Here is a 23,512-nt window from a genome sequence, read left to right on the forward strand (position 1 = left end):
CTTGCATGGCATGCAAGAGGTCAGCGGTTCGATCCCGCTTAGCTCCACCAAATTTTGCACCCAGCAAATTTGGTACGTAAACGACTCGTGGGGCTATAGCTCAGCTGGGAGAGCGCTTGCATGGCATGCAAGAGGTCAGCGGTTCGATCCCGCTTAGCTCCACCAAATTTCAAACCCTCGCTGTAAAGCGGGGGTTTTTTGTCTCTGCTTTTTGCCGCTTTTGTAATACAGTCTACGTCCGGGTCAGCGCCGCCTGGTGAAAGCATCATTGGATGAAAAATCGGCAACAGGCTGGCCTCTGTTTGCTTCGCGATGCGAATAAACTTATTATTTGTGTGCCTGAAAACCCCGATCAGTGAGAGTAGTGTACTCATGTTTGTGGAGCATAACCTGATAAAAAATATCAAGATATTCACACTAGCGTTTACGCTCACCGTGGTACTTATTCAGCTATCCCGTTTTATTTCGCCACTTGCCGTTATCCATTCCAGTTATATCTTTTTGGCGTGGATGCCACTGTGCGTAATGCTGGCAATCTTGTTTATCTTTGGCTGGCGCGGTGTCGTTCCTGTTTTAGGCGGGATGTTTTGCACCAATCTGTGGAATTTTCATCTCTCTTTTTTACAGAACTCCGTCATGCTCGGCAGCCAGACGTTTGCAGTCCTGTGTGCCTGTGCAATATTACGCTGGCAATTGGGAACGCGTTGGCGTTATGGTTTGACCAGCCGATACGTCTGGCAACGTCTCTTCTGGCTTGGTTTGGTGGCACCGATTGGCATCAAATGCAGCATGTATCTTGTGGGGAATTTCTTTGATTTTCCGCTAAAGATATCTACCTTTTTCGGCGATGCGGATGCCATTTTCACGGTCGTTGATTTGCTAAGCCTTTTCACCGCAGTGCTGATTTACAACATGCTGTTTTACTATCTCACCCGCATGATTGTAAGTCCCCACTTTGCGCAGATACTGTGGCGCAGGGATATCGCTCCGTCGTTGAGCAAAGAGAAACGCGTATTTACCTTAAGCTGGCTGGCAGCTCTTAGCGTGCTGCTACTTCTGATGTGTACACCGTATGAAAATGACTTCATTGCCGGTTACCTGGTACCTGTTTTCTTTATCATCTTTACCCTCGGGGTCGGTAAGCTTCGCTATCCGTTTTTAAATCTCACCTGGGCTGTTTCAACGCTTTGCCTTCTGAATTACAACCAGAACTTTTTGCAAGGGGTACTAACCGAATATTCGCTGGCATTTATTCTCGCGGTGCTGATTTCCTTTAGTGTTTGCCTGCTCTATATGGTGCGCATTTATCATCGTAGTGAATGGCTTAACCGACGCTGGCATTTGCAGGCGCTGACCGATCCGTTAACGCTCTTACCCAACTTTCGCGCGTTGGAACAAGCACCAGAGCAAGAGGCTGGCAAGAGTTTTTGCTGCCTGCGTATTGATAACCTTGAGTTTATGAGTCGTCATTACGGGTTAATGATGCGCGTTCACTGTATCCGCTCAATTTACCGTACGTTAATGCCGCTGATGCAGGAAAACGAAAAGTTGTATCAATTGCCGGGGAGTGAACTGCTATTAGTACTGAGCGGGCCGGAAACGGAAGGGCGACTCCAGCATATGGTTAACATCCTGAATAGTCGGCAAATTCACTGGAACAATACCGGGCTGGATATGGGCTATGGTGCCGCCTGGGGGCATTTCGATGGAAATCAGGAAACCCTGCAACCCTTGTTGGGGCAGTTAAGCTGGCTGGCGGAGCAATCCTGCGCACATCATCATGTGCTGGCGCTGGATAGCAGAGAGGAGATGGTTTCCGGGCAAACCACTAAACAGGTGCTATTGCTGAATACCATTCGCATGGCGTTAGATCAGGGTGATTTGCTGCTCTACGCCCAGCCAATTCGCAACAAAGAGGGTGAAGGTTATGATGAGATCCTCGCGCGACTGAAGTATGACGGCGGCATTATGACCCCGGATAAGTTTCTGCCCCTTATTGCTCAGTTTAACCTTAGCGCGCGTTTTGATTTGCAAGTGCTGGAATCCTTGTTGAAGTGGCTGGCAACACACCCTTGCGACAAAAAAGGTCCGCGCTTTTCAGTCAATTTAATGCCGCTCACGCTGCTGCAAAAAAATATCGCCGGGCGGATTATTCGTCTGTTTAAGCGTTATCACATCTCCCCGCAGGCGGTCATTCTTGAGATCACCGAGGAACAGGCGTTTTCTAACGCAGAAAGCAGTATGTACAACATCGAGCAGCTGCATAAGTTTGGTTTCCGGATTGCGATTGATGATTTTGGCACCGGCTATGCCAACTACGAACGGCTAAAGCGTTTGCAGGCTGATATCATCAAAATTGATGGCGTCTTTGTGAAAGATATCGTCACGAACACGCTGGATGCGATGATTGTGAGATCAATTACCGATCTGGCGAAAGCGAAGTCATTGAGTGTGGTCGCGGAGTTTGTCGAGACGCCACAGCAGCAGGCGCTATTGCATAAGCTCGGGGTGCAATATCTGCAAGGGTATTTGATTGGTCGCCCTCAGCCATTAACTGATTAACAGGCGTAAAAAAAGCAGGGAATTATCCCCGACTTTTGTGGCTGATGACAAACAGAAAAATGCCTGATGCGCTACGCTTATCAGGCCTACATGGAATTGAAGCCGGGGAATTATCCCCGGCTTTTTAATTAATGAATTGGACTTACAGCACCAGTGCTGCGATTGACGCAGACAGCACACTCACCAGAGTAGAGCCGTAAACCAGTTTCAGACCGAAGCGAGAAACCACGTTACCTTGCTCTTCATTCAGGCCTTTAACCGCACCGGCGATAATCCCGATAGAAGAGAAGTTAGCGAAGGAAACCAGGAACACAGAGATGATGCCTTCAGCACGCGGAGAGAGCGTGGAAGCAATTTTCTGCAGATCCATCATCGCAACGAACTCGTTGGAAACCAGTTTGGTCGCCATAATACTGCCCACCTGCAGTGCTTCACTGGAAGGAACACCCATCACCCACGCAACCGGATAGAAGATGTAGCCCAGGATGCCCTGGAAGGAGATGCTGTAGCCAAACCAGCCAGTCACAGTGGCAAACAGTGCGTTCAGCGCAGCGATCAGGGCGATAAAGCCGATCAGCATCGCGGCAACGATAATGGCAACTTTGAAACCTGCCAGAATGTATTCACCCAGCATTTCGAAGAAGCTCTGACCTTCGTGCAGGTTGGACATCTGAATATTTTCTTCACTGGCATCAACACGGTAAGGGTTGATCAGTGACAGCACGATAAAGGTGCTGAACATGTTCAGTACCAGCGCCGCAACGACGTATTTCGGCTCCAGCATCGTCATGTATGCACCAACGATGGACATCGACACGGTGGACATCGCCGTAGCTGCCATGGTGTACATACGATTGCGGGAGATTTTGCCGAGGATATCTTTATAGGCAATAAAGTTTTCAGACTGACCCAGAATCAGAGAGCTGACGGCGTTGAAGGATTCCAGTTTGCCCATACCGTTGACTTTGGAGAGCAGGAAACCAATTGCGCGGATAATCACCGGCAACACGCGAATGTGCTGGAGAATACCAATCAGCGCAGAGATAAAGACGATTGGGCACAGCACTTTCAGGAAGAAGAATGCCAGGCCTTGATCATTCATGCTACCAAAGACGAAGTTAGTCCCTTCGTTGGCAAATCCGAGCAGTTTCTCAAACATTTCGGAGAAGCCTTTCACGAAGCCCAAACCAACGTCGGAGTTCAGGAAGAACCACGCCAGTAACACTTCGATAACAAGCAGTTGAATAACATAACGGATACGAATTTTTTTGCGGTCGCTGCTTGCCAGCAGTGCGAGAATCGCAACAACGGCAAGTGCCAGTACAAAATGAAGGACGCGGTCCATATTTGCTCCAAATATGAGGCAGGTTAAATTTCCGTGCACATTCTATGTAACATGGTTAAGGAAAACGAGATCTGACACACACTATAATGACGTCCTGTGACAAGCTTCAAAAATAGTGAGCTATCATACATTTCTGCTATGTTGTGTATGGAAGCTGAAAGTTATGTAAATGTGCTAACATTAAACATAATCACAACATTCAAGTCATCAATCTTTTCGTCGTCATAATTCTGGTCTATCAAAGAAATCATCACAATCCACTTAAATGAATTTGATAATCATTCTCGTTTGACATAGCATGAAACATAGCAAAGGCTATGTTTTAGAGGCACAAGATGACTAACTATCGCGTTGAGAGTAGCAGCGGACGGGCGGCGCGCAAGATGAGGCTCGCATTAATGGGACCTGCGTTCATTGCGGCGATTGGTTATATCGATCCTGGTAACTTTGCGACCAATATTCAGGCCGGGGCCAGCTTCGGCTATCAGCTACTGTGGGTTGTCGTTTGGGCCAACCTGATGGCGATGCTGATTCAGATACTGTCTGCCAAACTGGGGATTGCCACCGGTAAAAACCTGGCGGAGCAGATTCGCGATCACTATCCGCGTCCCGTAGTGTGGTTCTATTGGGTTCAGGCAGAAATCATTGCGATGGCAACCGACCTGGCGGAATTTATTGGTGCGGCGATCGGTTTTAAACTCATTCTGGGTGTTTCGCTGTTGCAGGGCGCGGTACTGACGGGAATCGCGACTTTCCTGATTTTAATGCTGCAACGTCGAGGGCAAAAACCGCTGGAGAAAGTGATTGGCGGGTTACTGCTGTTTGTTGCTGCGGCTTACATTGTCGAGTTGATTTTCTCCCAGCCTAACCTGGCGCAACTGGGTAAAGGAATGGTAATCCCGAGTTTACCCACCTCGGAGGCAGTCTTCCTGGCGGCAGGTGTGTTGGGGGCGACGATTATGCCGCACGTGATTTATTTACACTCTTCGCTGACTCAGCATTTACATGGTGGTTCGCGTCAACAACGTTATTCTGCCACCAAATGGGATGTGGCTATCGCTATGACTATTGCCGGTTTTGTCAATCTGGCGATGATGGCTACGGCTGCGGCGGCGTTCCACTTTTCCGGTCATACTGGCGTTGCCGATCTTGATGAGGCTTATCTGACGCTGCAACCGTTGTTAAGCCATGCTGCGGCAACGGTCTTTGGTTTAAGCCTGGTTGCTGCGGGACTGTCCTCAACGGTTGTGGGGACACTGGCGGGGCAGGTAGTGATGCAGGGCTTCATTCGTTTTCATATCCCGCTGTGGGTGCGTCGCACCGTTACCATGTTGCCGTCATTTATTGTCATTCTGATGGGATTAGATCCGACACGGATTCTGGTTATGAGTCAGGTGCTGTTAAGTTTTGGTATCGCTCTGGCGCTGGTTCCACTACTAATTTTTACCAGTGACAGTAGGTTGATGGGCGATCTGGTGAACAGCAAACGCGTAAAACAGATAGGCTGGGTGATTGTGGTGCTGGTAGTGGCGCTGAATATCTGGTTGTTAGTGGGAACGGCTCTGGGGCTATAGTTCAACTGGCGTCGTACCAGGCATCACTGGCGGATGCGGCGTAAAACGCCTTATCCGCCCTACGCGTTAAAGAGACGGTTTGTAGGCCTGATAAGACGCACTAGCGTCGCATCAGGCATTGTGCTCCATTGGCGAATGTGTTTAATGGCGATGTCCATGTCCGCGGCCTTTTCCGCGATGATCGTCACGATCGCGCCAGCCTTCACGATAGCCACGCTCATACGCTTTACGCTTATCCCAGCCACGGTGGTAGCCATTATCATGACGCCACCAGCGGTTTTTACGCCATTCATAATTGCGATGCCAGTAGTCACGGTCGCGCCAGTGACCACCGTCCCAGTAATTACCGTAATGATCGCGATCGCCAATTTGTAATTTGATTGATGGCAGTAGGGTGATTTCACCTGCGTTTGCCGCAAGCGGGATAAATGCCATCAGGGCGGCCGCCAGAAACAGTGACCTGAACATTGTTATTCTCCTTCACGATCGAAGCCGTCAGCGGCCTGTTAACGCAATATTACGGGGAGGTAAAGCCCCGTATCATCGCCATAACTCTTAAATCATAAAGGAGAGCATTTTTTGCTAAATGTTATCGTGGGGTGGCTGTTGCTTCGGACGATTCACCATCATCATCGGCTTACCGGCTAATAACAGCCATGCAGGAAGCATGACGATACAGAGCAGCGGTAGCAATGTGGTATTAGGGACAACAACCGCAGCCATAAATAGACTTAACCAGCCATCGCGTGTTACCACCAGCACGATGCCGAGAATAGCGCAGGAAACGGTTATTGCCGCTGGAACGGCGGGAACGTGCTCATGCAGCATCAATCCTAATGCCACGCCGACAAACACTGCCGGGAAGATTCGCCCACCGCGAAAGCCGCTGGCGGCAGCAACCACGAGAGCGGCAAGTTTAATCACTGCCAGCAAAAAGTAATCGCTGGTGCTGAAAGCCTGATTTGCCACCATCTGCTGCATCTCATCCAGCCCTTTAAACAGCGAAACTGGTCCAGCAATAACCCCCAGAATACCGAGAATAAATCCGCCAACTCCCAGCATTAGCACCGGATTTTTAATCTGATGCATCATCGCGTGCAACCGTGGCAGACACCATACGGCAACCATCCCTGCTGCGATGGCAATAGCCGCGACAATTGCACCGCTGAGAATATCGGTCATCTCCATCTGCCCATAATGCGCAATGGGCAGCGAAAAATGAGGATGGAAAAACAATCCGGTGGTTAGCGCACCAGCCGCCGCCGCCATTAACGGCGCAAAGAGACGATCCCATAGCGGGACTTCACTACTGCCATTTAAGGTTTGCGAAAATATCAACGCCGCCGCAACAGGTGTGCCAAACAGCGCGCCGATAGTTCCGGCAGAGGCTAAAATAGTCCATTCCATCCGGTTGACGCGTGGTAACAGACGAGCGCCTATCGCAACCGCAAGGGCGATATTGACGGTCATGATCGGATGTTCCGGCCCGAGACTGACGCCGCCAGCAAGACCAAGAATTAATGCTACGATAAGTCCTGGTAGCGCAGAGGGCGGAACGGGTGCGCCGATCAGCGGTTCACAGGCGGGGTCTGGTCCAGCATGCCCCTGGCTGAAACGGATAACCAACCCCACCGCAATACCTGTTAGCGTTAATATGGCGATGATCCAGAAAGGTGAATCCTGGGCTACCCCCAGAGTTCCCGGCAGTCGTTGCCAGAGCAAATTCTGTAATACCGAGGCGATTTTCATCACCACAATCAGAATAAGACTGGATGCAATCCCAATTGCCACGGCGGGGAGCGATAATAACAACATGGTTCTGGCTCGCGGATGGAGCATGTTCTATTCCTTATGCAGGGTCAGATACTTAGTTTGCCCAGCTTGCAAAAAGGCATCGCTGCAATTGGTGCTGAAACGATAAAGTAATTGTGTGACCCAGATCGATATTTACAGGGAGCCTGCCTTTCCGGCGTTGTTGTTATGCCCCCAGGTATTTACAGTGTGAGAAAGAATTATTTTGACTTTAGCGGAGCAGTTGAAGAATGACAAAGTATGCATTAGTCGGTGATGTGGGCGGCACCAACGCACGTCTTGCTCTGTGTGATATTGCCAGTGGTGAAATCTCGCAGGCTAAGACCTATTCAGGGCTTGATTACCCGAGCCTCGAAGCGGTTATTCGCGTTTATCTTGAAGAACATAATGTCGAGGTGCAAGACGGCTGTATCGCCATCGCGTGCCCAATTACCGGTGACTGGGTGGCAATGACCAACCATACCTGGGCGTTCTCAATTGCCGAAATGAAAAAGAATCTCGGTTTTAGTCATTTGGAAATTATTAACGACTTTACCGCTGTATCGATGGCGATCCCGATGCTGAAAAAAGAGCATCTGATCCAGTTTGGCGGTGCAGAACCGGTAGAAGGTAAACCTATTGCGGTTTACGGTGCCGGAACAGGGCTTGGGGTTGCGCATCTGGTTCATGTTGATAAACGCTGGGTAAGCTTGCCAGGCGAAGGCGGTCACGTTGATTTTGCGCCGAATAGTGAAGAAGAGGCCATTATCCTCGAAATACTGCGTGCAGAAATTGGTCATGTTTCGGCAGAGCGCGTGCTTTCTGGTCCTGGGCTGGTGAATTTGTATCGCGCGATTGTGAAAGCCGACAACCGCCTGCCAGAAAATCTCAAGCCAAAAGATATTACCGAACGTGCGCTGGCTGACAGCTGCACCGATTGCCGCCGCGCGTTGTCGCTGTTTTGCGTCATTATGGGCCGTTTTGGCGGCAATCTGGCGCTCAATCTCGGGACATTTGGCGGCGTGTTTATTGCCGGTGGTATCGTGCCGCGCTTCCTTGAGTTCTTCAAAGCCTCTGGTTTCCGTGCCGCATTTGAAGATAAAGGGCGCTTTAAAGAATATGTCCATGATATTCCGGTGTATCTCATCGTCCATGACAATCCGGGCCTTCTTGGTTCCGGTGCACATTTACGCCAGACCTTAGGTCACATTCTGTAAATCCTTCCTGTTATATCGGGAGGTAACTCTCCCGATAATTTTTTAAATCATACAGTTAATTCAATTTTTCTTTGTGTCCCCTCACAAGGCCGACCTGCGTCACACTTCCGTACAGCGGGATTAATTCTCCAGTAAATGCATTATTTGTCTGGTAACGGCGATTTGTTTTGCACGTTCATAATTTCACTCATCAACTATCACTGAACGAGGAATTAACGATGAGTAAGAAACTGATTGCCTTATGTGCCTGCCCAATGGGCCTGGCTCACACCTTTATGGCCGCTCAGGCGCTGGAAGAAGCGGCGGTAGAAGCCGGTTATGAAGTGAAAATTGAAACCCAGGGTGCGGACGGCATCCAGAATCGTCTGACCGCGCAGGATATCGCCGAAGCGACCATCATCATCCACTCCGTGGCGGTTACCCCGGAAGATAACGAACGTTTCGAATCACGCGACGTTTATGAAATCACTTTGCAGGACGCAATTAAAAACGCTGCGGGCATCATCAAAGAAATCGAAGAGATGATTGCCGCTGAACAACAGTAATATTCGACAGGGATAATTGTTATGGCCATTAAAAAACGCAGTGCAACCGTTGTGCCTGGCGCATCCGGTGCGGCAGCGGCAATTAAGAATCCGCAGGCCTCTAAAACCAGCTTCTGGGGTGAACTCCCGCAGCATGTGATGTCAGGGATTTCACGCATGGTGCCGACCTTAATTATGGGCGGTGTGATCCTCGCTTTCAGCCAGCTGATTGCTTATAGCTGGCTTAAAATTCCTGCTGATATCGGCATTATGGATGCTCTTAATAGCGGGAAATTCTCCGGTTTCGACCTCTCCTTACTGAAGTTTGCCTGGCTGTCGCAGTCCTTCGGCGGCGTGTTGTTTGGCTTTGCCATACCGATGTTTGCCGCTTTTGTGGCGAACTCCATCGGCGGCAAACTGGCATTCCCGGCTGGTTTTATCGGCGGCTTGATGTCTACCCAGCCGACGCAACTGCTGAACTTCGATCCCAGCACGATGCAATGGGCGACCTCTTCGCCGGTGCCGTCCACCTTCATTGGTGCCCTGATTATTTCTATCGTTGCGGGTTACCTTGTGAAGTGGATGAACCAGAAAATCCAGTTACCGGATTTCCTGTTAGCGTTCAAAACCACATTTTTGCTACCGATTCTTTCCGCCATTTTTGTCATGCTGGCGATGTACTACGTCATCACCCCATTTGGTGGCTGGATCAACGGCGGTATTCGTGCCGTGCTGACTGCCGCAGGTGAGAAGGGCGCGCTAATGTATGCGATGGGTATCGCAGCAGCGACAGCAATCGACCTTGGTGGCCCGATCAACAAAGCCGCAGGTTTCGTTGCCTTTAGCTTTACCACCGACCACGTATTACCGGTTACCGCGCGTTCAATCGCTATCGTTATTCCGCCGATCGGCCTGGGTCTGGCGACCATTATCGACCGTCGTTTAACTGGCAAACGCCTGTTCAACGCTCAGCTTTATCCGCAGGGTAAAACCGCGATGTTCCTTGCTTTTATGGGGATCAGTGAAGGTGCGATTCCGTTTGCGCTGGAAAGCCCCATCACCGCTATTCCGTCCTATATGGTTGGCGCGATTGTCGGCTCAACCGCCGCTGTCTGGCTGGGTGCAGTTCAATGGTTCCCGGAATCTGCTATCTGGGCATGGCCGCTGGTCACTAACCTCGGTGTCTATATGGCGGGGATCGCGCTGGGAGCAATCATTACTGCGCTGATGGTGGTGTTCCTGCGTCTGATGATGTTCCGTAAAGGCAAATTGTTAATCGATAGCCTGTAAGAAGGAAAATCCAGATGACATTACTCGCTTCGCTGCGCGACTGGCTTAAGGCGCAACAACTGGATGCAGTGCTTCTCTCCTCACGGCAGAACAAACAGCCGCATCTGGGGATCTCCACCGGATCAGGTTATGTGCTGATTAGCCGTGAAAGTGCGCACATTCTGGTGGATTCGCGCTATTACGCGGATATAGAAGCCCGCACGCAAGGCTACCAGCTGCATTTGCTTGATGCGATGCACACGCTTGCAACCATCGCCAGGCAAATCATTGCCGATGAGCAGTTGCAAACGCTCGGTTTTGAAGGCCTGCAGGTAAGTTGGGAAACCGCGCACCGCTGGCAGTCTGAACTCAATGCGAAACTGGTAAGCGCCACGCCGGATGTGCTGCGGCAAATCAAAACGCCAGAGGAGGTGGAGAAAATCCGCCTCGCCTGTGGGATTGCCGATCGCGGTGCAGAGCATATTCGCCGCTTTATTCAGGCGGGGATGAGCGAATGCGAGATTGCTGCTGAACTGGAGTGGTTTATGCGCCAGCAGGGCGCAGAAAAAGCCTCTTTCGATACCATTGTCGCCAGCGGCTGGCGTGGGGCGCTGCCGCACGGCAAAGCCAGCGACAAGATTGTTGCAGCGGGCGAGTTTGTCACTATTGATTTTGGTGCGCTGTATCAGGGCTACTGCTCTGATATGACGCGTACCTTGCTGGTGAATGGCGAAGGGGTGAGCGCCGAATCTCACCCGCTGTTTGATGTGTATAACATTGTCCTGCAGGCACAGCTCGCGGCAATCTCCGCGATTCGCCCCGGCGTGCGCTGCCAGCAGGTTGACGACGCCGCGCGCCGGGTCATTACAGAAGCCGGTTATGGCGACTATTTCGGTCATAACACCGGTCATGCTATCGGCATTGAAGTCCATGAAGATCCGCGTTTTTCACCGCGGGACACCACGACGCTACAGCCAGGGATGTTACTGACCGTGGAGCCGGGGATTTATTTGCCAGGGCGAGGGGGCGTGCGCATCGAAGATGTCGTGCTGGTTACCCCGCAAGGCGCGGAAGTGCTCTACGCCATGCCAAAAACAGTGTTGCTCACGGGAGAGGCATAATGGATTTATCGCTATTAAAAGCGTTGAGCGAGGCAGATGCGATCGCCTCCTCGGAACAGGAAGTGCGGCAGATCCTGCTGGATGAAGCGGATCGACTGCAAAAAGAAGTGCGATTTGATGGCCTGGGATCGGTGCTGATCCGCCTCAATGAATCGACAGGTCCGAAGGTGATGATCTGTGCGCATATGGACGAAGTGGGATTTATGGTGCGTAGCATCTCCCGCGAAGGGGCGATTGATGTCCTGCCGGTTGGCAATGTGCGCATGGCTGCCCGCCAGCTTCAGCCAGTGCGGATCACCACTCGTGAAGAGTGCAAAATTCCCGGTCTGCTCGATGGCGAACGGCAGGGGAATGACGTCAGCGCCATGCGCGTGGACATTGGTGCGCGCTCGTATGACGAAGTGATGCAGGCAGGTATTCGTCCGGGCGATCGTGTCACGTTTGATACCACTTTTCAGGTTCTCCCTCACCAGCGAGTGATGGGTAAAGCCTTTGATGACCGCCTCGGTTGCTACCTGCTGGTGACGTTACTACGTGAGCTGCACAACGCCGAGCTGCCTGCGGAAGTGTGGCTGGTGGCAAGTTCCAGCGAAGAGGTTGGCTTACGCGGCGGGCAAACAGCCACCCGCGCGGTGTCGCCGGATGTCGCCATTGTGCTTGATACCGCCTGCTGGGCGAAAAACTTTGATTATGGCGCGGCTAACCATCGCCAGATTGGTAACGGCCCGATGCTGGTGTTAAGCGACAAGTCGCTGATTGCGCCGCCAAAACTTACCGCGTGGATCGAAACCGTGGCGGCAGAAATTGGCGTGCCGTTGCAGGCCGATATGTTCAGCAACGGCGGAACGGACGGCGGGGCGGTGCATTTAACTGGCACTGGCGTACCCACAGTGGTGATGGGGCCAGCAACCCGCCACGGACATTGCGCCGCATCGATTGCCGACTGCCGCGACATTTTGCAGATGCAGCAACTTTTATCTGCCCTTATTCAACGTCTTACGCGTGAGACGGTTGTTCAACTGACGGATTTCAGATGATCTCCTGATTAACCCGGAGCGGTTATGTTAACGATTCAATTTCTCTGTCCTTTGCCAAACGGTCTGCATGCTCGTCCGGCGTGGGAACTTAAAGAGCAGTGCAGCCAGTGGCAAAGCGAAATCATCTTCATTAACCATCGCCAGAACGTAAAGGCCGATGCCAAAAGTTCGCTGGCGCTGATTGGCACCGGCACCTTATTTAATGACAGTTGCAGCCTGAACATTAGCGGCAGCGATGAAGAGCAGGCGCGGCGCGTGCTGGAAGAGTATATCCAGGTGCGCTTTATCGACAGCGACAGCGTTCAGCCGACGCAGGCAGAACTGACGGCGCATCCACTGCCGCGTTCATTAAGCCGCCTGAACCCTGATTTACTGTACGGCAATGTGCTGGCAAGCGGCGTCGGCGTGGGTACGCTGACCCTGTTACAGAGCAACAGCCTCGACAGTTATCGGGCAATCCCGGCCAGTGCGCAAGACTCCACCTGGCTGGAACACAGCCTGGCAACGCTTGCCGAGCAACTGAACCAGCAGTTGCGCGAGCGTGACGGCGAAAGCAAAACTATCCTCAGCGCCCATTTGTCGCTGATTCAGGATGATGAATTCGCGGGCAATATCCGTCGCCTGATGACAGAACAGCATCAGGGGCTGGGGGCTGCGATCATCAGCAATATGGAGCAGGTTTGTGCCAAACTTTCTGCTTCTGCCAGCGATTATCTGCGCGAGCGGGTCAGCGACATTCGTGATATCAGCGAACAATTGCTGCATATCACCTGGCCGGAACTGAAGCCGCGTAATAATCTGATGCTCGAAAAACCGACCATTCTGGTGGCAGAGGATTTAACCCCTAGCCAGTTTTTGAGCCTCAATTTAAAAAATCTTGCGGGCATGATTCTGGAGAAAACCGGGCGCACATCGCATACTCTGATTCTGGCCCGCGCCTCGGCGATCCCCGTACTGAGCGGCCTGCCGCTGGATGCCATTGCTCGCTATGCCGGGCAACCGGCGGTGCTTGACGCCCAGTGCGGCGTGCTGGCTATTAATCCTGATGACGCGGTGAGTGGTTATTATCAGGTCGCACAGACGCTGGCGGATAAACGTCAGCAGCAGCAGGCGCAGGCCGCCGCGCAGCTGGCCTATTCCCGTGATAACAAGCGCATTGATATCGCGGCGAATATTGGCACCGCTCTGGAAGCGCCAGGCGCGTTTGCCAACGGCGCGGAAGGTGTCGGGCTGTTTCGTACCGAAATGCTCTATATGGAGCGCGACAGTGCGCCGGACGAACAGGAACAGTTTGAAGCATACCAACATGTGCTACTGGCGGCGGGCGACAAGCCGATTATTTTCCGCACGATGGACATCGGCGGCGATAAAAGCATTCCTTACCTCAACATTCCCCAGGAAGAGAACCCGTTCCTCGGCTATCGCGCGGTACGAATTTACCCGGAATTTGCTGGCCTGTTCCGCACTCAACTGCGGGCTATTTTGCGTGCTGCCAGTTTCGGCAATGCCCAGTTAATGATCCCAATGGTCCACAGCCTCGATCAGATCTTATGGGTGAAGGGCGAGATCCAAAAAGCGATCGTTGAGCTTAAGCGCGATGGTCTGCGTCATGCAGAGTCGATTACGCTGGGTATCATGGTGGAAGTACCGTCGGTGTGCTACATCATCGACCACTTCTGCGATGAGGTCGATTTCTTCAGTATCGGTTCTAACGATATGACCCAGTATCTGTATGCGGTCGATCGTAATAACCCGCGCGTATCGCCGCTGTATAACCCGATTACGCCATCGTTCCTGCGCATGTTGCAGCAGATTGTTACCACTGCGCATCAGCGCGGCAAATGGGTAGGTATTTGCGGTGAACTGGGCGGTGAAAGTCGTTATCTGCCGCTACTGCTTGGACTGGGCCTGGATGAGCTGAGTATGAGTAGCCCGCGTATTCCGGCGGTGAAAAGCCAGCTTCGTCAACTGGATAGCGAGGCGTGTCGGGAACTGGCGCGTCAGGCATGTGAATGCCGCAGCGCGCAGGAAATTGAAGCGTTACTTACCGCGTTTACGCCGGAAGAAGACGTTCGCCCGCTGCTGGCGCTGGAGAATATCTTTGTTGATCAGGCCTTTAGCAATAAAGAGCAGGCGATCCAGTTCCTGTGCGGCAACCTTGGCGTTAACGGGCGTACTGAACATCCGTTTGAGCTGGAAGAAGATGTCTGGCAGCGGGAAGAGATTGTCACTACTGGCGTTGGTTTTGGCGTGGCGATCCCGCACACCAAATCACAGTGGATCCGTCATTCCAGTATCAGCATTGCCCGGTTGGTGAAACCGGTTGACTGGCAGTCAGAAATGGGCGAAGTCGAACTGGTGATCATGCTGACGCTGGGCGCTAACGAAGGGATGAATCATGTGAAAGTCTTCTCGCAGCTGGCGCGTAAACTGGTGAATAAAAACTTCCGCCAGTCGCTGTTTGCCGCGCAAGATGCACAAAGTATTCTGACGCTGCTGGAAACGGAATTAACCTTCTGACGTTAGCCCTGAAAACGGGCGCTGTACTCTCCCGGCGTCAGGCCAAACTGACGCCGGAAGACGCGACAAAAATAGTCGCTGTCCGGAAAGCCGCAACGCTGCGCCACTTCATGAATCGACAGATGATATTTCTGCAAAATCATCCTCGCCTTCGCCATTCGCACCCAACGCACATATTCGATAAAACGCATTGTTCCATGCTGCGCAAACAGTTTTGACAGATGATTGGGCGTGATATTAAAAAACTGCGCCACGTTCTCACGGGTGAGCGGTTGGGCATAATTATCCTGAACCCAGTTACAAATGCTGTGATAGAGAAAATCGCCGCGCGGCTGCGAATTACCCGGCGGCATATTGACCACGTTGCGGCAAAGATGCAGCAAACTTAACACCAGCGGCTGAATGATATTCTGCTCCAGCGGCGAACGGCTAAGATGGGTGAGGGCAGTAAGCATTGCTTCACCTTCGCCGCGTTGCAGGCTGGGAAGTTGGATCTGGCGAGCAGGATGCAACAACGACGTGGTGCGGCTATCGTAAAACGATAACCCAAGCCAGGTCGGCGCGAATACCAGGCTTAACAGCATTACCGGTTTGTTGTTGACCGGTAAATTAGCCGCGCGCGCTGGAATAAACAGCATTTCTCCTTCCACTATACGTTGCTGCTTTGCTTCCAGCAGATTGCCGTATTCGCCGCGCAGCACGATATCCAGACGGGGAAAATCAATACATAAACTGCCCACCGGCAACGAGGCCGGCTGGCTGGCAAACCAGACGCGCCCCAGTAGTTGCGGGTTAAGCACCAGGCCGCTGAACAGATCGGCGAAAAATTGTTGATCGGCGGGCAAGCCTGTTGCTTTCATGAAAGTTCCCGATTACAGATGCATTAACTGCCTGAATTCTTTAACTTTGCTACGGCTGACCGGCACTTCAAAATCCAGATCTTTCAGCCGCAGAATGTAGGTGTTATTAAACCACGGTTCGATTTCGCGTATTTTGTTCAGATTGACACAAAATGAGCGATGGCAGCGGAAAAAATGCGACGGCGGCAGCTTGCTGCAAAACTCGGTGATGTTCATCGGCATTACGTAGGATTCACGCCGCGTATAGACAAAGGTCATTTTCTCGTGCGCTTCGGCGTAATAGATATCGTTAATTGGCGTGACGATGATTCGCTCATCTTTCACCAGATTAATGGTGTCATTCTCACGCGTTACCGTCGCGGCAGGCGTACTGCTGGTCTGCTGTTGTTGCCAGGCTGCTTCCAGTTTTTGCAGCATCCCGGTAATGCGTGATTCCTGATACGGTTTGAGAATGTAGTCAAACGCTTCCAGTTCAAACGCTTCCACCGCATGTTCTTTCCACGCAGTGATGAACACAATAAACGGTTTATGGGCAAACTGGCTGATGTTTTGCGCCAGCAACACGCCATCCAGCGACGGAATATTGATATCCAGAAAAATGGCGTCGACGCGGTTATGCTGCAAAAACTTCAACACGTCCAGACCATCGTCAAAGGTGCCGACAATCTCCATCTGGCTGTGCTCTTTAATCAGCCAGCTCAGTTCCTGTTGTGCCAGGAATTCGTCTTCAACAATGATGACTTTCACAATATCACTCCGGCTCAAAGCAATAACGTAGCCTGTGAGGCGACAGGGGTGCGTTGGTTAGGAATGTAAAACGCAATTTCCGTTCCTGGTTCCAGGCGGCGGATATGCAGCCCCTCGCCATACAATAACTTCACGCGATGATGGACATTCAGCAGGCCAATTTTATTGCCCGGCATTTCGTTCGCTTCGACCCGCTCAATGACTTTTGGATCGATGCCGTGCCCGGTATCTCGCACCGCAATGCGTACCCGATTACCGCACTCTGCAACGCTGATGGTGACAACGCCTTTACCTTTGCAAGGCTGAATACCGTGGACAATGGCATTCTCCACCAACGGCTGGATCAGCAGGCTGGGAATGCAGCAATTCACCTCTTCATCAATATCATAGATAACCGTCAGCTTGTCGCCAAAGCGGGCCTGCTCAATGGCAATATAGTCTTTAATTTGATACAGCTCTTTTTTGATATCGATTTGCTCATCGTCTTTTAATTCAATGTTATAGCGCAGATAACGCGACAGATTAAAGATCAGCTGGCGAGCGGTATCCGGATTCAGACGGATCGACGATGAGATAGCATTCAGAGCATTAAACAGGAAATGGGGATTAATTTTGCTTTGCAGAGCGCGAAGCTCTGCCTTATTTGCCATTTCACGTAGTTGCTCGGCGCGTGAAACCTCCAGTTGGGTGGAGATGATTTGCGACAGACCGACCGCCATTTCCTGTAATGACGAGGTAATCTGATGCGCGTGGCAGTAGTAAATTTTCAGCGTCCCGGTCACGACCCCTTTCTCCCAAAGCGGGATCACCAGCATCGAGTGGATTTCCGGTGTACGGTGGGCTTCATCATTGTTTTTGATAATGATTTTTCCGTAATTCATTGCCTGACGCGTTGTTGGGCTAATGAAATCATCGCCATTCTGATAGTTGTGTTCCCCTACGCCAACATAGGCCAGCACATGATCGGTGTTGGTAATCGCTACCGCATCGGCGTGAATATCATCGCGAATAATTTCACAAACTTTGCGTAATGACTCGCTATTGACATGGCGAAACAGCGGCAGCGTTTTGTTGGCGATATCCAGTGCCAGCTTGGCCTGCCGCGCGGCGCTGGCCTCTTTTTCGCCCTCAACGCTTTGTACCAGCAACACAATAAAGCCGATACAAACGCTGCCGAGGATCATCGGAATCCCGATTTTGGAGACGATATCAATCCCCAGTGCAGTGGTGGGTGCCCAGACAATCACCAGGATCATCGTCAACGTTTCACATAACATGCCACCGAGAATACCGACGCGCCAGCGCTGTGCTTTGGGGATTTTCAGGTTAATCCAGCCTGATATGCAACCCGCGAGAATACTGGTGATAAAGCACGGAATTGCCGTCACGCCGCCGATGTCAATTAAATAACGGTGAATACCTGCAATCACACCGGTAATGATGCCCACCCACGGGCCAAACAGAATTCCGCCTGACATCACCGCGATAATACGTACGTTCACCAGCGAGCCTTCTACGGGCACGCCAGACCAGGTGCTGAACAGGGCGAACAGCGAGAAAATGGCGGTAACGGCGAGCAGCTCTTTTGGGGAGTGCGCCGACTTGTGCAACAGTTCGCGAAACAGGCGGATACGGATGAGAAAGAACAGGCAGATAAGCATTAACGCTGCCCGATCGAAGACCGCCAGCAGCATGTTGAATATTTCGTGCACGGGTGACTCTGAATAAGGATTAAACCTCTATGATAGGTAACCTGAAGGCTGATGACCAGCAGGCCGTTTTTGAGGAAAAACCACAATTTTAAAAGGGGATTGAAAGATAAATGGTGTATTAGCAATGCATCTCTTGATAATGCATATCTGTTTGGTAAATTTATTGAAATTATAATGTTAATAGATTGAGTGGTAATTTTCTTGTTAGCGTAGATAAATTTCCTGTTTTTAAAGCGGAGTTCCTCATTTAAGGCTATTAACAAAAATGTTCTAAAACGCTGGACAGACAGAAATTAATCAGGCTATTTTCAAAACAGCCACCATCGTGGCAGCGTCGCTCGGACGGTCCGGGCGCTCACGTTAATCTGAGGAAATTATGGCTGACACTCGCCCCGAACGTCGCTTTACGCGTATTGATCGTCTCCCGCCCTACGTTTTTAACATTACCGCTGAACTGAAAATGGCTGCGCGTCGGCGCGGCGAAGATATTATCGATTTCAGTATGGGTAACCCGGACGGTGCGACCCCGCCGCATATCGTCGAAAAATTATGTACGGTGGCCCAGCGACCGGACACGCATGGTTATTCCACCTCGCGTGGTATTCCGCGGTTACGTCGCGCCATTTCCCGCTGGTATCAGGATCGCTACGACGTTGAAATCGACCCGGAATCAGAAGCCATCGTCACTATTGGTTCGAAAGAGGGCCTGGCGCATCTGATGCTGGCGACGCTGGATCACGGTGACACTGTACTGGTGCCTAATCCAAGCTACCCGATTCATATTTACGGCGCGGTGATTGCCGGGGCGCAGGTACGCTCAGTGCCGCTGGTGGACGGTGTTGATTTCTTCAACGAACTGGAACGCGCTATTCGTGAAAGTTATCCGAAACCGAAGATGATGATCCTTGGCTTCCCGTCGAACCCAACCGCGCAATGCGTGGAACTGGAATTCTTTGAGAAGGTTGTGGCACTGGCGAAACGCTACGATGTGTTGGTGGTCCATGACCTGGCCTATGCCGATATCGTCTACGATGGCTGGAAAGCGCCGTCAATTATGCAGGTGCCGGGTGCACGAGACGTGGCGGTCGAGTTCTTTACGCTGTCGAAAAGCTACAACATGGCGGGCTGGCGTATCGGCTTTATGGTCGGCAACAAAACGCTGGTCAGTGCGTTGGCACGTATTAAAAGCTATCACGATTACGGTACTTTTACGCCGTTGCAGGTGGCGGCGATTGCGGCGCTGGAGGGTGATCAACAGTGCGTTCGCGACATTGCCGAACAGTACAAACGCCGCCGCGATGTACTGGTTAAAGGGCTGCATGAAGCGGGCTGGATGGTCGAAATGCCGAAAGCCTCGATGTATGTCTGGGCGAAAATCCCGGAACCGTATGCGGCAATGGGCTCGCTGGAATTTGCCAAGAAACTGCTTAATGAGGCGAAGGTCTGTGTCTCTCCAGGGATTGGCTTTGGCGACTACGGTGACACCCATGTTCGCTTTGCGCTGATTGAAAACCGCGATCGTATTCGCCAGGCGATTCGTGGAATTAAAGCGATGTTCCGTGCCGACGGTTTACTACCCGCCAGCAGCAAACATATTCACGAAAACGCGGAATAAACACCATCGCCAGAAATGCAAACAGGAGCCAGATGGCTCCTGTTTTTCATTGCACAGTTTGCTTTTAGATCATCAGGGCAAAAGTACCGGCCCAAACGATGACCATAAAAGAAATGCCCATAAAGAAATATTTCACTTTACATCTCTCCGCGTAATTACTGTTACGCCTGAATGACTTCATTACACCTGATACAGTGAGTTGACACCGGGCAAAACGACATTGAAAGTCCGTATTTTACCGTGGGCATCACCCCAGAATTCTGAGCTAAACTGCTCGAGACGGCGCTAATGTACGCCTAAAACTGAAACGAGACAAGAGGCATTTTCTTATTTACTTTTAGTAACTTACAGGTGTCTCATATCGGCGACAGTTTAATTTCTGACGGTAATAATTAGAGATTCAGCGAAGGAAAAAACCTTAAGAAAAAAGCCATAAAAACCATGAGGTTAATATGGCTGATTTGAGAAGGGAAAGAGTAGAAGCAATTTGTTAAATGTATAACGACGATTCTCCCACCGGGCGCGTTTTAAAGCGACGGTGGATCCAGAGGTATTGCTCAGGTGCGCGCATAATCTCTTTCTCGATAATCTTGTTCATATAGGCAGCGGCTTGATTTTCATCTGCCGGGTAGCCTTCCATTTCTGGGGTGATGAACAAACGATATCCGCTGTAATCCGCTTTTCTGACCATCGTTACGGTCAACATGGCTGCGCCAGAGAGACGGGAGAGGACATAGGTGCCATTGGTTGTGGCGACATTTTCTACCGCAAAGAACGGCGCGAAGGAGCTGCCTTTACGACCATAATCCTGATCGGGAGCAAACCATACCGCTTCACCTTTCTTCAGCGCACCGACAATACCGCGCAGATTATTTCTGCCGATCATCGCTTTGTTAGAGCGCATGCGACCACGGGTCTGCACCCATTCCATCAGCTGATTATTATGCGGACGATAGGTGGCCATCATTGGCTGACATAGTCCCATCACGCGGCCGCCCAGTTCCAGCGACATAAAATGGACGCCGACAACCATCACGCCACGATTTTGCAGTTGTGCGCGTTTGAGGTTATCCAGCCCTTCAACATCAAACCATTTACGTACGCGACTGTCGGGCCAGAACCATGCCATGCCGGTTTCTACCAGCGCCATGCCGAGTGAACGAAAGTTTTCGGCAATCATCTTCTCGCGCTCTTCAGCAGAATGCTGTGGGAAACAAAGTTCCAGGTTCTTACGGGCGATAGATTCACGACGTTTCAGGAATGGTCGCGCCATCGTGCCGATACGCGTGCCGAGAAAACAGAGAACAGGGTAAGGAAGCTGTACCCAAAGCCAGAGTACACCAAGCCCAAACCATGTGAGCCAGTAGCGAGGATGTAGAAACTCGCGGGAAAATTTGCATTGTGGAAACATAGTTACCTTCTGTAGATACGAATTGTTGTATCGCAGAAGATTCCATGTCGACAGCGGTACACTCAATTGGTTGGGCCATCATGTACGACAATGGTTCCTGTAAAGAGTGTAAAGACTAGTCAGGACATAACCACGAGGAGCATGAATGCGGTGCTTTTACTTTATCACCGGCTGACTGCTTTCAGCTACTGATTATTTATCGTGCAAAGTAAATATTTTTTTCGCACATTACAGTCTTGCATTTAACGTGCTGTTTTCATTAATACTTAGCAAAAATTGCCAGAGGTTAAGGATTGTCTTACTATTAAAGTGACTGAAGTTACAGGTTTTTTAGCGCGGCAGGAGGTTGAGCTATGATTTATTTATGGATGTTTCTCGCCCTGTGTATTGTCTGCGTAAGCGGATACATCGGTCAGGTACTGAACGTGGTCTCGGCGGTCTCTTCTTTCTTCGGCATGGTGATCCTCGCTGCACTCATTTACTACTTCACCATGTGGTTAACTGGCGGTAATGAACTAGTGACGGGGATATTTATGTTTCTTGCCCCGGCTTGTGGCTTGATGATTCGCTTTATGGTGGGGTATGGCAGGCGGTAGTAGTTCAGGATGGATCATTTGGGCAGGTGCTCACATCATCAACAGATATGATTGTTCACCTGCCATGTGACAGACGCTATCGCACAGGATGAATAAGATAATTCGCCTTTGTCGGAAAAGGGGGCGTGATGTCTTCTGTGAGATTTAATGGTGGCGCATCTTCTCTCATCTTAAACAAAATCGCCTGTGATGGTTGAAGTTTTGTAGAATGAGTTGTCGTCATCACTGACGTTTTTTCTGTCTCTTTATAGCTCGTCTCACTTCCACCACCAGAAATGGAAAATGCAAAAACATTGCATGCCATAATAGAGACCAATAAAAATAAGCTAAAAAGCATTAAGTTTACTTTCATAGAAAGTTATCCTGAGAATGGCTCACTGAGAACCTACGATGTTATGGCTGTATTTACATTTAATTAATCAGTATTTACATCGATATAATAAATGACATCTCTTTGTGGTATATAAGAATAGTTCTCTGCGACAGGAAGCATATTCCTACAATTGTAAGACTAAAATACTTCTTGCGATAATAACTACAACTGTAAGATAACCCTTTCAAAATGACCGTTGCTCTCTGATTTCTCATTTCATGCTCACCCAATATGATGGCGGCGTTTTCTAAAACTGTTAAAGAATGAGGTAAGTATGAAACGTTTAATTATGGCTACGATGGTCACAGCAGTTCTGGCATCTTCAACTGTATGGGCTGCTGATAATGCACCGGTAGCAGCACAACAGCAAACTCAGCAAGTTCAGCAAACCCAGAAAACGGTAGCAGCAGAGCGTATCTCTGAACAGGGTTTATATGCGATGCGTGACGTGCAGGTAGCGCGCCTGGCTCTGTTTCATGGCGATCCGGAAAAGGCAAAAGAACTGACCAATGAAGCTTCAGCTTTGCTGTCAGATGACAGTACTGAATGGGCAAAGTTCGCTAAGCCAGGTAAAAAGACCAATATCAATGATGACCAATATATTGTCATTAATGCATCTGTCGGAATTTCTGAGAGTTATGTAGCGACACCCGAAAAAGAAGCAGCGATAAAAATTGCGAATGAAAAAATGGCGAAAGGGGATAAAAAGGGCGCAATGGAAGAGCTTCGCCTGGCCGGTGTTGGTGTAATGGAAAACCAATATCTGATGCCGCTTAAACAGACTCGTAATGCACTTGCTGATGCGCAGAAACTGCTTGATAAAAAGCAATACTACGAGGCAAACCTGGCGCTTAAAGGTGCGGAAGATGGAATCATCGTCGATAGCGAAGCACTGTTTGTGAACTAATGCTGACAGGCAGCATATTGAAGTAAAAGATTTTACTCCCTCCTGGCGACAATTTTTTATGACCACAATACGACCGATTGTGGTCATAAAATTATTTGGCGCTCGCGGTTCTATAAACACGCATTTTCTATTCCTCAAAGTAAACATCAATAATCCCGTGTCATCACGAAATCATTGTTTATGTTATGTTTTATGGTACGATTTAAAAATCGTAATCATTTCCCTAACTGTAAATCACAATCGCTTCTTACAGTTGTAAGAATAACATCACAAATGTCGCGGCTCTCTCTGATTACCGCAAACCAATATTTATCATATTCTTCTTTTCGTC

21 protein-coding genes and 1 tRNA gene are annotated in these 23,512 nt (G+C 50.4%); 13 read left to right on the forward strand and 9 right to left on the reverse strand.

The features are described 5' to 3' along the window. Nucleotides 1–89: 89 nt before the first annotated feature. Nucleotides 90–165: transfer RNA gene (locus tag HEN33_RS18395), tRNA-Ala, on the forward strand. 207 nt (nucleotides 166–372) lie between these two features. Next, nucleotides 373–2,562 carry a bifunctional diguanylate cyclase/phosphodiesterase gene (locus HEN33_RS18400; protein WP_176262582.1) on the forward strand — a complete coding sequence of 730 codons (2,190 nt, stop codon included), beginning with the start codon at nucleotides 373–375 and terminating at the stop codon, nucleotides 2,560–2,562. A 142-nt stretch (nucleotides 2,563–2,704) separates the two neighbouring features. On the opposite strand, the gene nupC is transcribed toward HEN33_RS18400, so the two are convergent. Then, on the reverse strand, nucleotides 2,705–3,907 hold the full coding sequence (nupC, locus tag HEN33_RS18405; RefSeq protein ID WP_176262581.1) for a nucleoside permease NupC: 1,203 nt from the start codon (nucleotides 3,905–3,907) through the stop codon (nucleotides 2,705–2,707). Between the two features lie 298 nt (nucleotides 3,908–4,205). On the opposite strand from nupC, the gene HEN33_RS27120 reads away from it, so the two are divergent. Both HEN33_RS27120 and HEN33_RS18410 read left to right on the forward strand, forming a co-directional pair. Next, nucleotides 4,206–4,250 (forward strand): hypothetical protein, encoded by a 45-nt coding sequence (locus HEN33_RS27120; protein WP_418517219.1) that lies wholly within the window; start codon nucleotides 4,206–4,208, stop codon nucleotides 4,248–4,250. Further along, nucleotides 4,243–5,481, forward strand: coding sequence for an Nramp family divalent metal transporter (locus HEN33_RS18410; RefSeq protein WP_000186373.1), 1,239 nt, complete (start codon nucleotides 4,243–4,245; stop codon nucleotides 5,479–5,481). Before HEN33_RS27120 ends, HEN33_RS18410 begins: the two co-directional genes overlap by 8 nt. 141 nt (nucleotides 5,482–5,622) lie before the next feature. Here the strand turns inward: HEN33_RS18410 and ypeC are convergent, their stop codons facing one another. Further along, on the reverse strand, nucleotides 5,623–5,949 hold the full coding sequence (gene ypeC, locus HEN33_RS18415) for a DUF2502 domain-containing protein YpeC (RefSeq protein ID WP_089641300.1): 327 nt from the start codon (nucleotides 5,947–5,949) through the stop codon (nucleotides 5,623–5,625). A 114-nt stretch (nucleotides 5,950–6,063) separates the two neighbouring features. Then, a complete protein-coding gene (locus HEN33_RS18420; protein ID WP_176262580.1) occupies nucleotides 6,064–7,320 on the reverse strand; it encodes an ion channel protein in 1,257 nt (418 codons plus the stop codon). Between the two features lie 203 nt (nucleotides 7,321–7,523). Between HEN33_RS18420 and glk the strand changes: the two genes are divergently transcribed. The 6 genes from glk (at nucleotide 7,524) to ptsP (ending at nucleotide 14,960) form a co-directional block, all read left to right on the forward strand. Next, on the forward strand, nucleotides 7,524–8,489 hold the full coding sequence (glk, locus tag HEN33_RS18425; protein WP_115739242.1) for a glucokinase: 966 nt from the start codon (nucleotides 7,524–7,526) through the stop codon (nucleotides 8,487–8,489). A 218-nt stretch (nucleotides 8,490–8,707) separates the two neighbouring features. Continuing rightward, nucleotides 8,708–9,034: a PTS fructose transporter subunit IIB gene (locus tag HEN33_RS18430; RefSeq protein WP_000038455.1), complete on the forward strand. Its 327-nt coding sequence runs from the start codon at nucleotides 8,708–8,710 to the stop codon at nucleotides 9,032–9,034. A gap of 21 nt (nucleotides 9,035–9,055) precedes the next feature. Then, nucleotides 9,056–10,303 (forward strand): PTS fructose transporter subunit IIC, encoded by a 1,248-nt coding sequence (locus HEN33_RS18435; RefSeq protein WP_000985313.1) that lies wholly within the window; start codon nucleotides 9,056–9,058, stop codon nucleotides 10,301–10,303. A 14-nt stretch (nucleotides 10,304–10,317) separates the two neighbouring features. Further along, nucleotides 10,318–11,403 (forward strand): aminopeptidase, encoded by a 1,086-nt coding sequence (gene ypdF / locus HEN33_RS18440; protein ID WP_115739243.1) that lies wholly within the window; start codon nucleotides 10,318–10,320, stop codon nucleotides 11,401–11,403. Then, a complete protein-coding gene (gene ypdE, locus HEN33_RS18445) occupies nucleotides 11,403–12,440 on the forward strand; it encodes an aminopeptidase (RefSeq protein ID WP_024256835.1) in 1,038 nt (345 codons plus the stop codon). Before ypdF ends, ypdE begins: the two co-directional genes overlap by 1 nt. Nucleotides 12,441–12,464: 24 nt before the next feature. Next, nucleotides 12,465–14,960 carry a phosphoenolpyruvate--protein phosphotransferase gene (gene ptsP, locus HEN33_RS18450; RefSeq protein WP_176262579.1) on the forward strand — a complete coding sequence of 832 codons (2,496 nt, stop codon included), beginning with the start codon at nucleotides 12,465–12,467 and terminating at the stop codon, nucleotides 14,958–14,960. Nucleotides 14,961–14,962: 2 nt separating this feature from the next. Here ptsP and HEN33_RS18455 read toward each other — a convergent pair whose 3' ends face one another. The 3 genes from HEN33_RS18455 to ypdA are packed head-to-tail and all read right to left on the reverse strand — an operon-like array spanning nucleotide 14,963 to nucleotide 18,279. After that, nucleotides 14,963–15,820 carry an AraC family transcriptional regulator gene (locus HEN33_RS18455; protein WP_115739245.1) on the reverse strand — a complete coding sequence of 286 codons (858 nt, stop codon included), beginning with the start codon at nucleotides 15,818–15,820 and terminating at the stop codon, nucleotides 14,963–14,965. A gap of 12 nt (nucleotides 15,821–15,832) precedes the next feature. Further along, the gene (gene ypdB / locus HEN33_RS18460; RefSeq protein ID WP_001295458.1) at nucleotides 15,833–16,567 is read right to left on the reverse strand and encodes a two-component system response regulator YpdB; all 735 of its coding nucleotides are present in this window, start codon (nucleotides 16,565–16,567) and stop codon (nucleotides 15,833–15,835) included. Nucleotides 16,568–16,581: 14 nt separating this feature from the next. Beyond that, entirely contained in the window at nucleotides 16,582–18,279 is a 1,698-nt protein-coding gene (gene ypdA / locus HEN33_RS18465; protein ID WP_000544359.1) for a two-component system sensor histidine kinase YpdA, read from the reverse strand. A 376-nt stretch (nucleotides 18,280–18,655) separates the two neighbouring features. Here ypdA and alaC point away from each other — a divergent pair, with 376 nt between their 5' ends. Continuing rightward, entirely contained in the window at nucleotides 18,656–19,894 is a 1,239-nt protein-coding gene (gene alaC, locus HEN33_RS18470) for an alanine transaminase (RefSeq protein WP_000785914.1), read from the forward strand. Nucleotides 19,895–19,958: 64 nt separating this feature from the next. On the opposite strand, the gene ypdK is transcribed toward alaC, so the two are convergent. Continuing rightward, complete coding sequence (ypdK, locus tag HEN33_RS26415; protein ID WP_010723117.1) at nucleotides 19,959–20,030, reverse strand: membrane protein YpdK; 72 nt, start codon at nucleotides 20,028–20,030, stop codon at nucleotides 19,959–19,961. A 354-nt stretch (nucleotides 20,031–20,384) separates the two neighbouring features. Further along, nucleotides 20,385–21,305 carry a kdo(2)-lipid IV(A) palmitoleoyltransferase gene (gene lpxP / locus HEN33_RS18480; RefSeq protein WP_176262578.1) on the reverse strand — a complete coding sequence of 307 codons (921 nt, stop codon included), beginning with the start codon at nucleotides 21,303–21,305 and terminating at the stop codon, nucleotides 20,385–20,387. A 353-nt stretch (nucleotides 21,306–21,658) separates the two neighbouring features. On the opposite strand from lpxP, the gene HEN33_RS18485 reads away from it, so the two are divergent. Continuing rightward, nucleotides 21,659–21,901, forward strand: coding sequence for a YfdY family protein (locus HEN33_RS18485; protein WP_000639883.1), 243 nt, complete (start codon nucleotides 21,659–21,661; stop codon nucleotides 21,899–21,901). 76 nt (nucleotides 21,902–21,977) lie between these two features. Here HEN33_RS18485 and ypdI read toward each other — a convergent pair whose 3' ends face one another. After that, complete coding sequence (ypdI, locus tag HEN33_RS18490; RefSeq protein ID WP_000867670.1) at nucleotides 21,978–22,253, reverse strand: colanic acid biosynthesis lipoprotein YpdI; 276 nt, start codon at nucleotides 22,251–22,253, stop codon at nucleotides 21,978–21,980. Between the two features lie 295 nt (nucleotides 22,254–22,548). Between ypdI and HEN33_RS18495 the strand changes: the two genes are divergently transcribed. After that, nucleotides 22,549–23,181 (forward strand): YfdX family protein, encoded by a 633-nt coding sequence (locus tag HEN33_RS18495; protein WP_000825617.1) that lies wholly within the window; start codon nucleotides 22,549–22,551, stop codon nucleotides 23,179–23,181. Nucleotides 23,182–23,512: the final 331 nt, after the last annotated feature.

The sequence above is a fragment of the Escherichia sp. 94.0001 genome (genome assembly GCF_013369155.2).
Taxonomy (GTDB): Bacteria; Pseudomonadota; Gammaproteobacteria; order Enterobacterales; family Enterobacteriaceae; genus Escherichia; species Escherichia coli_F.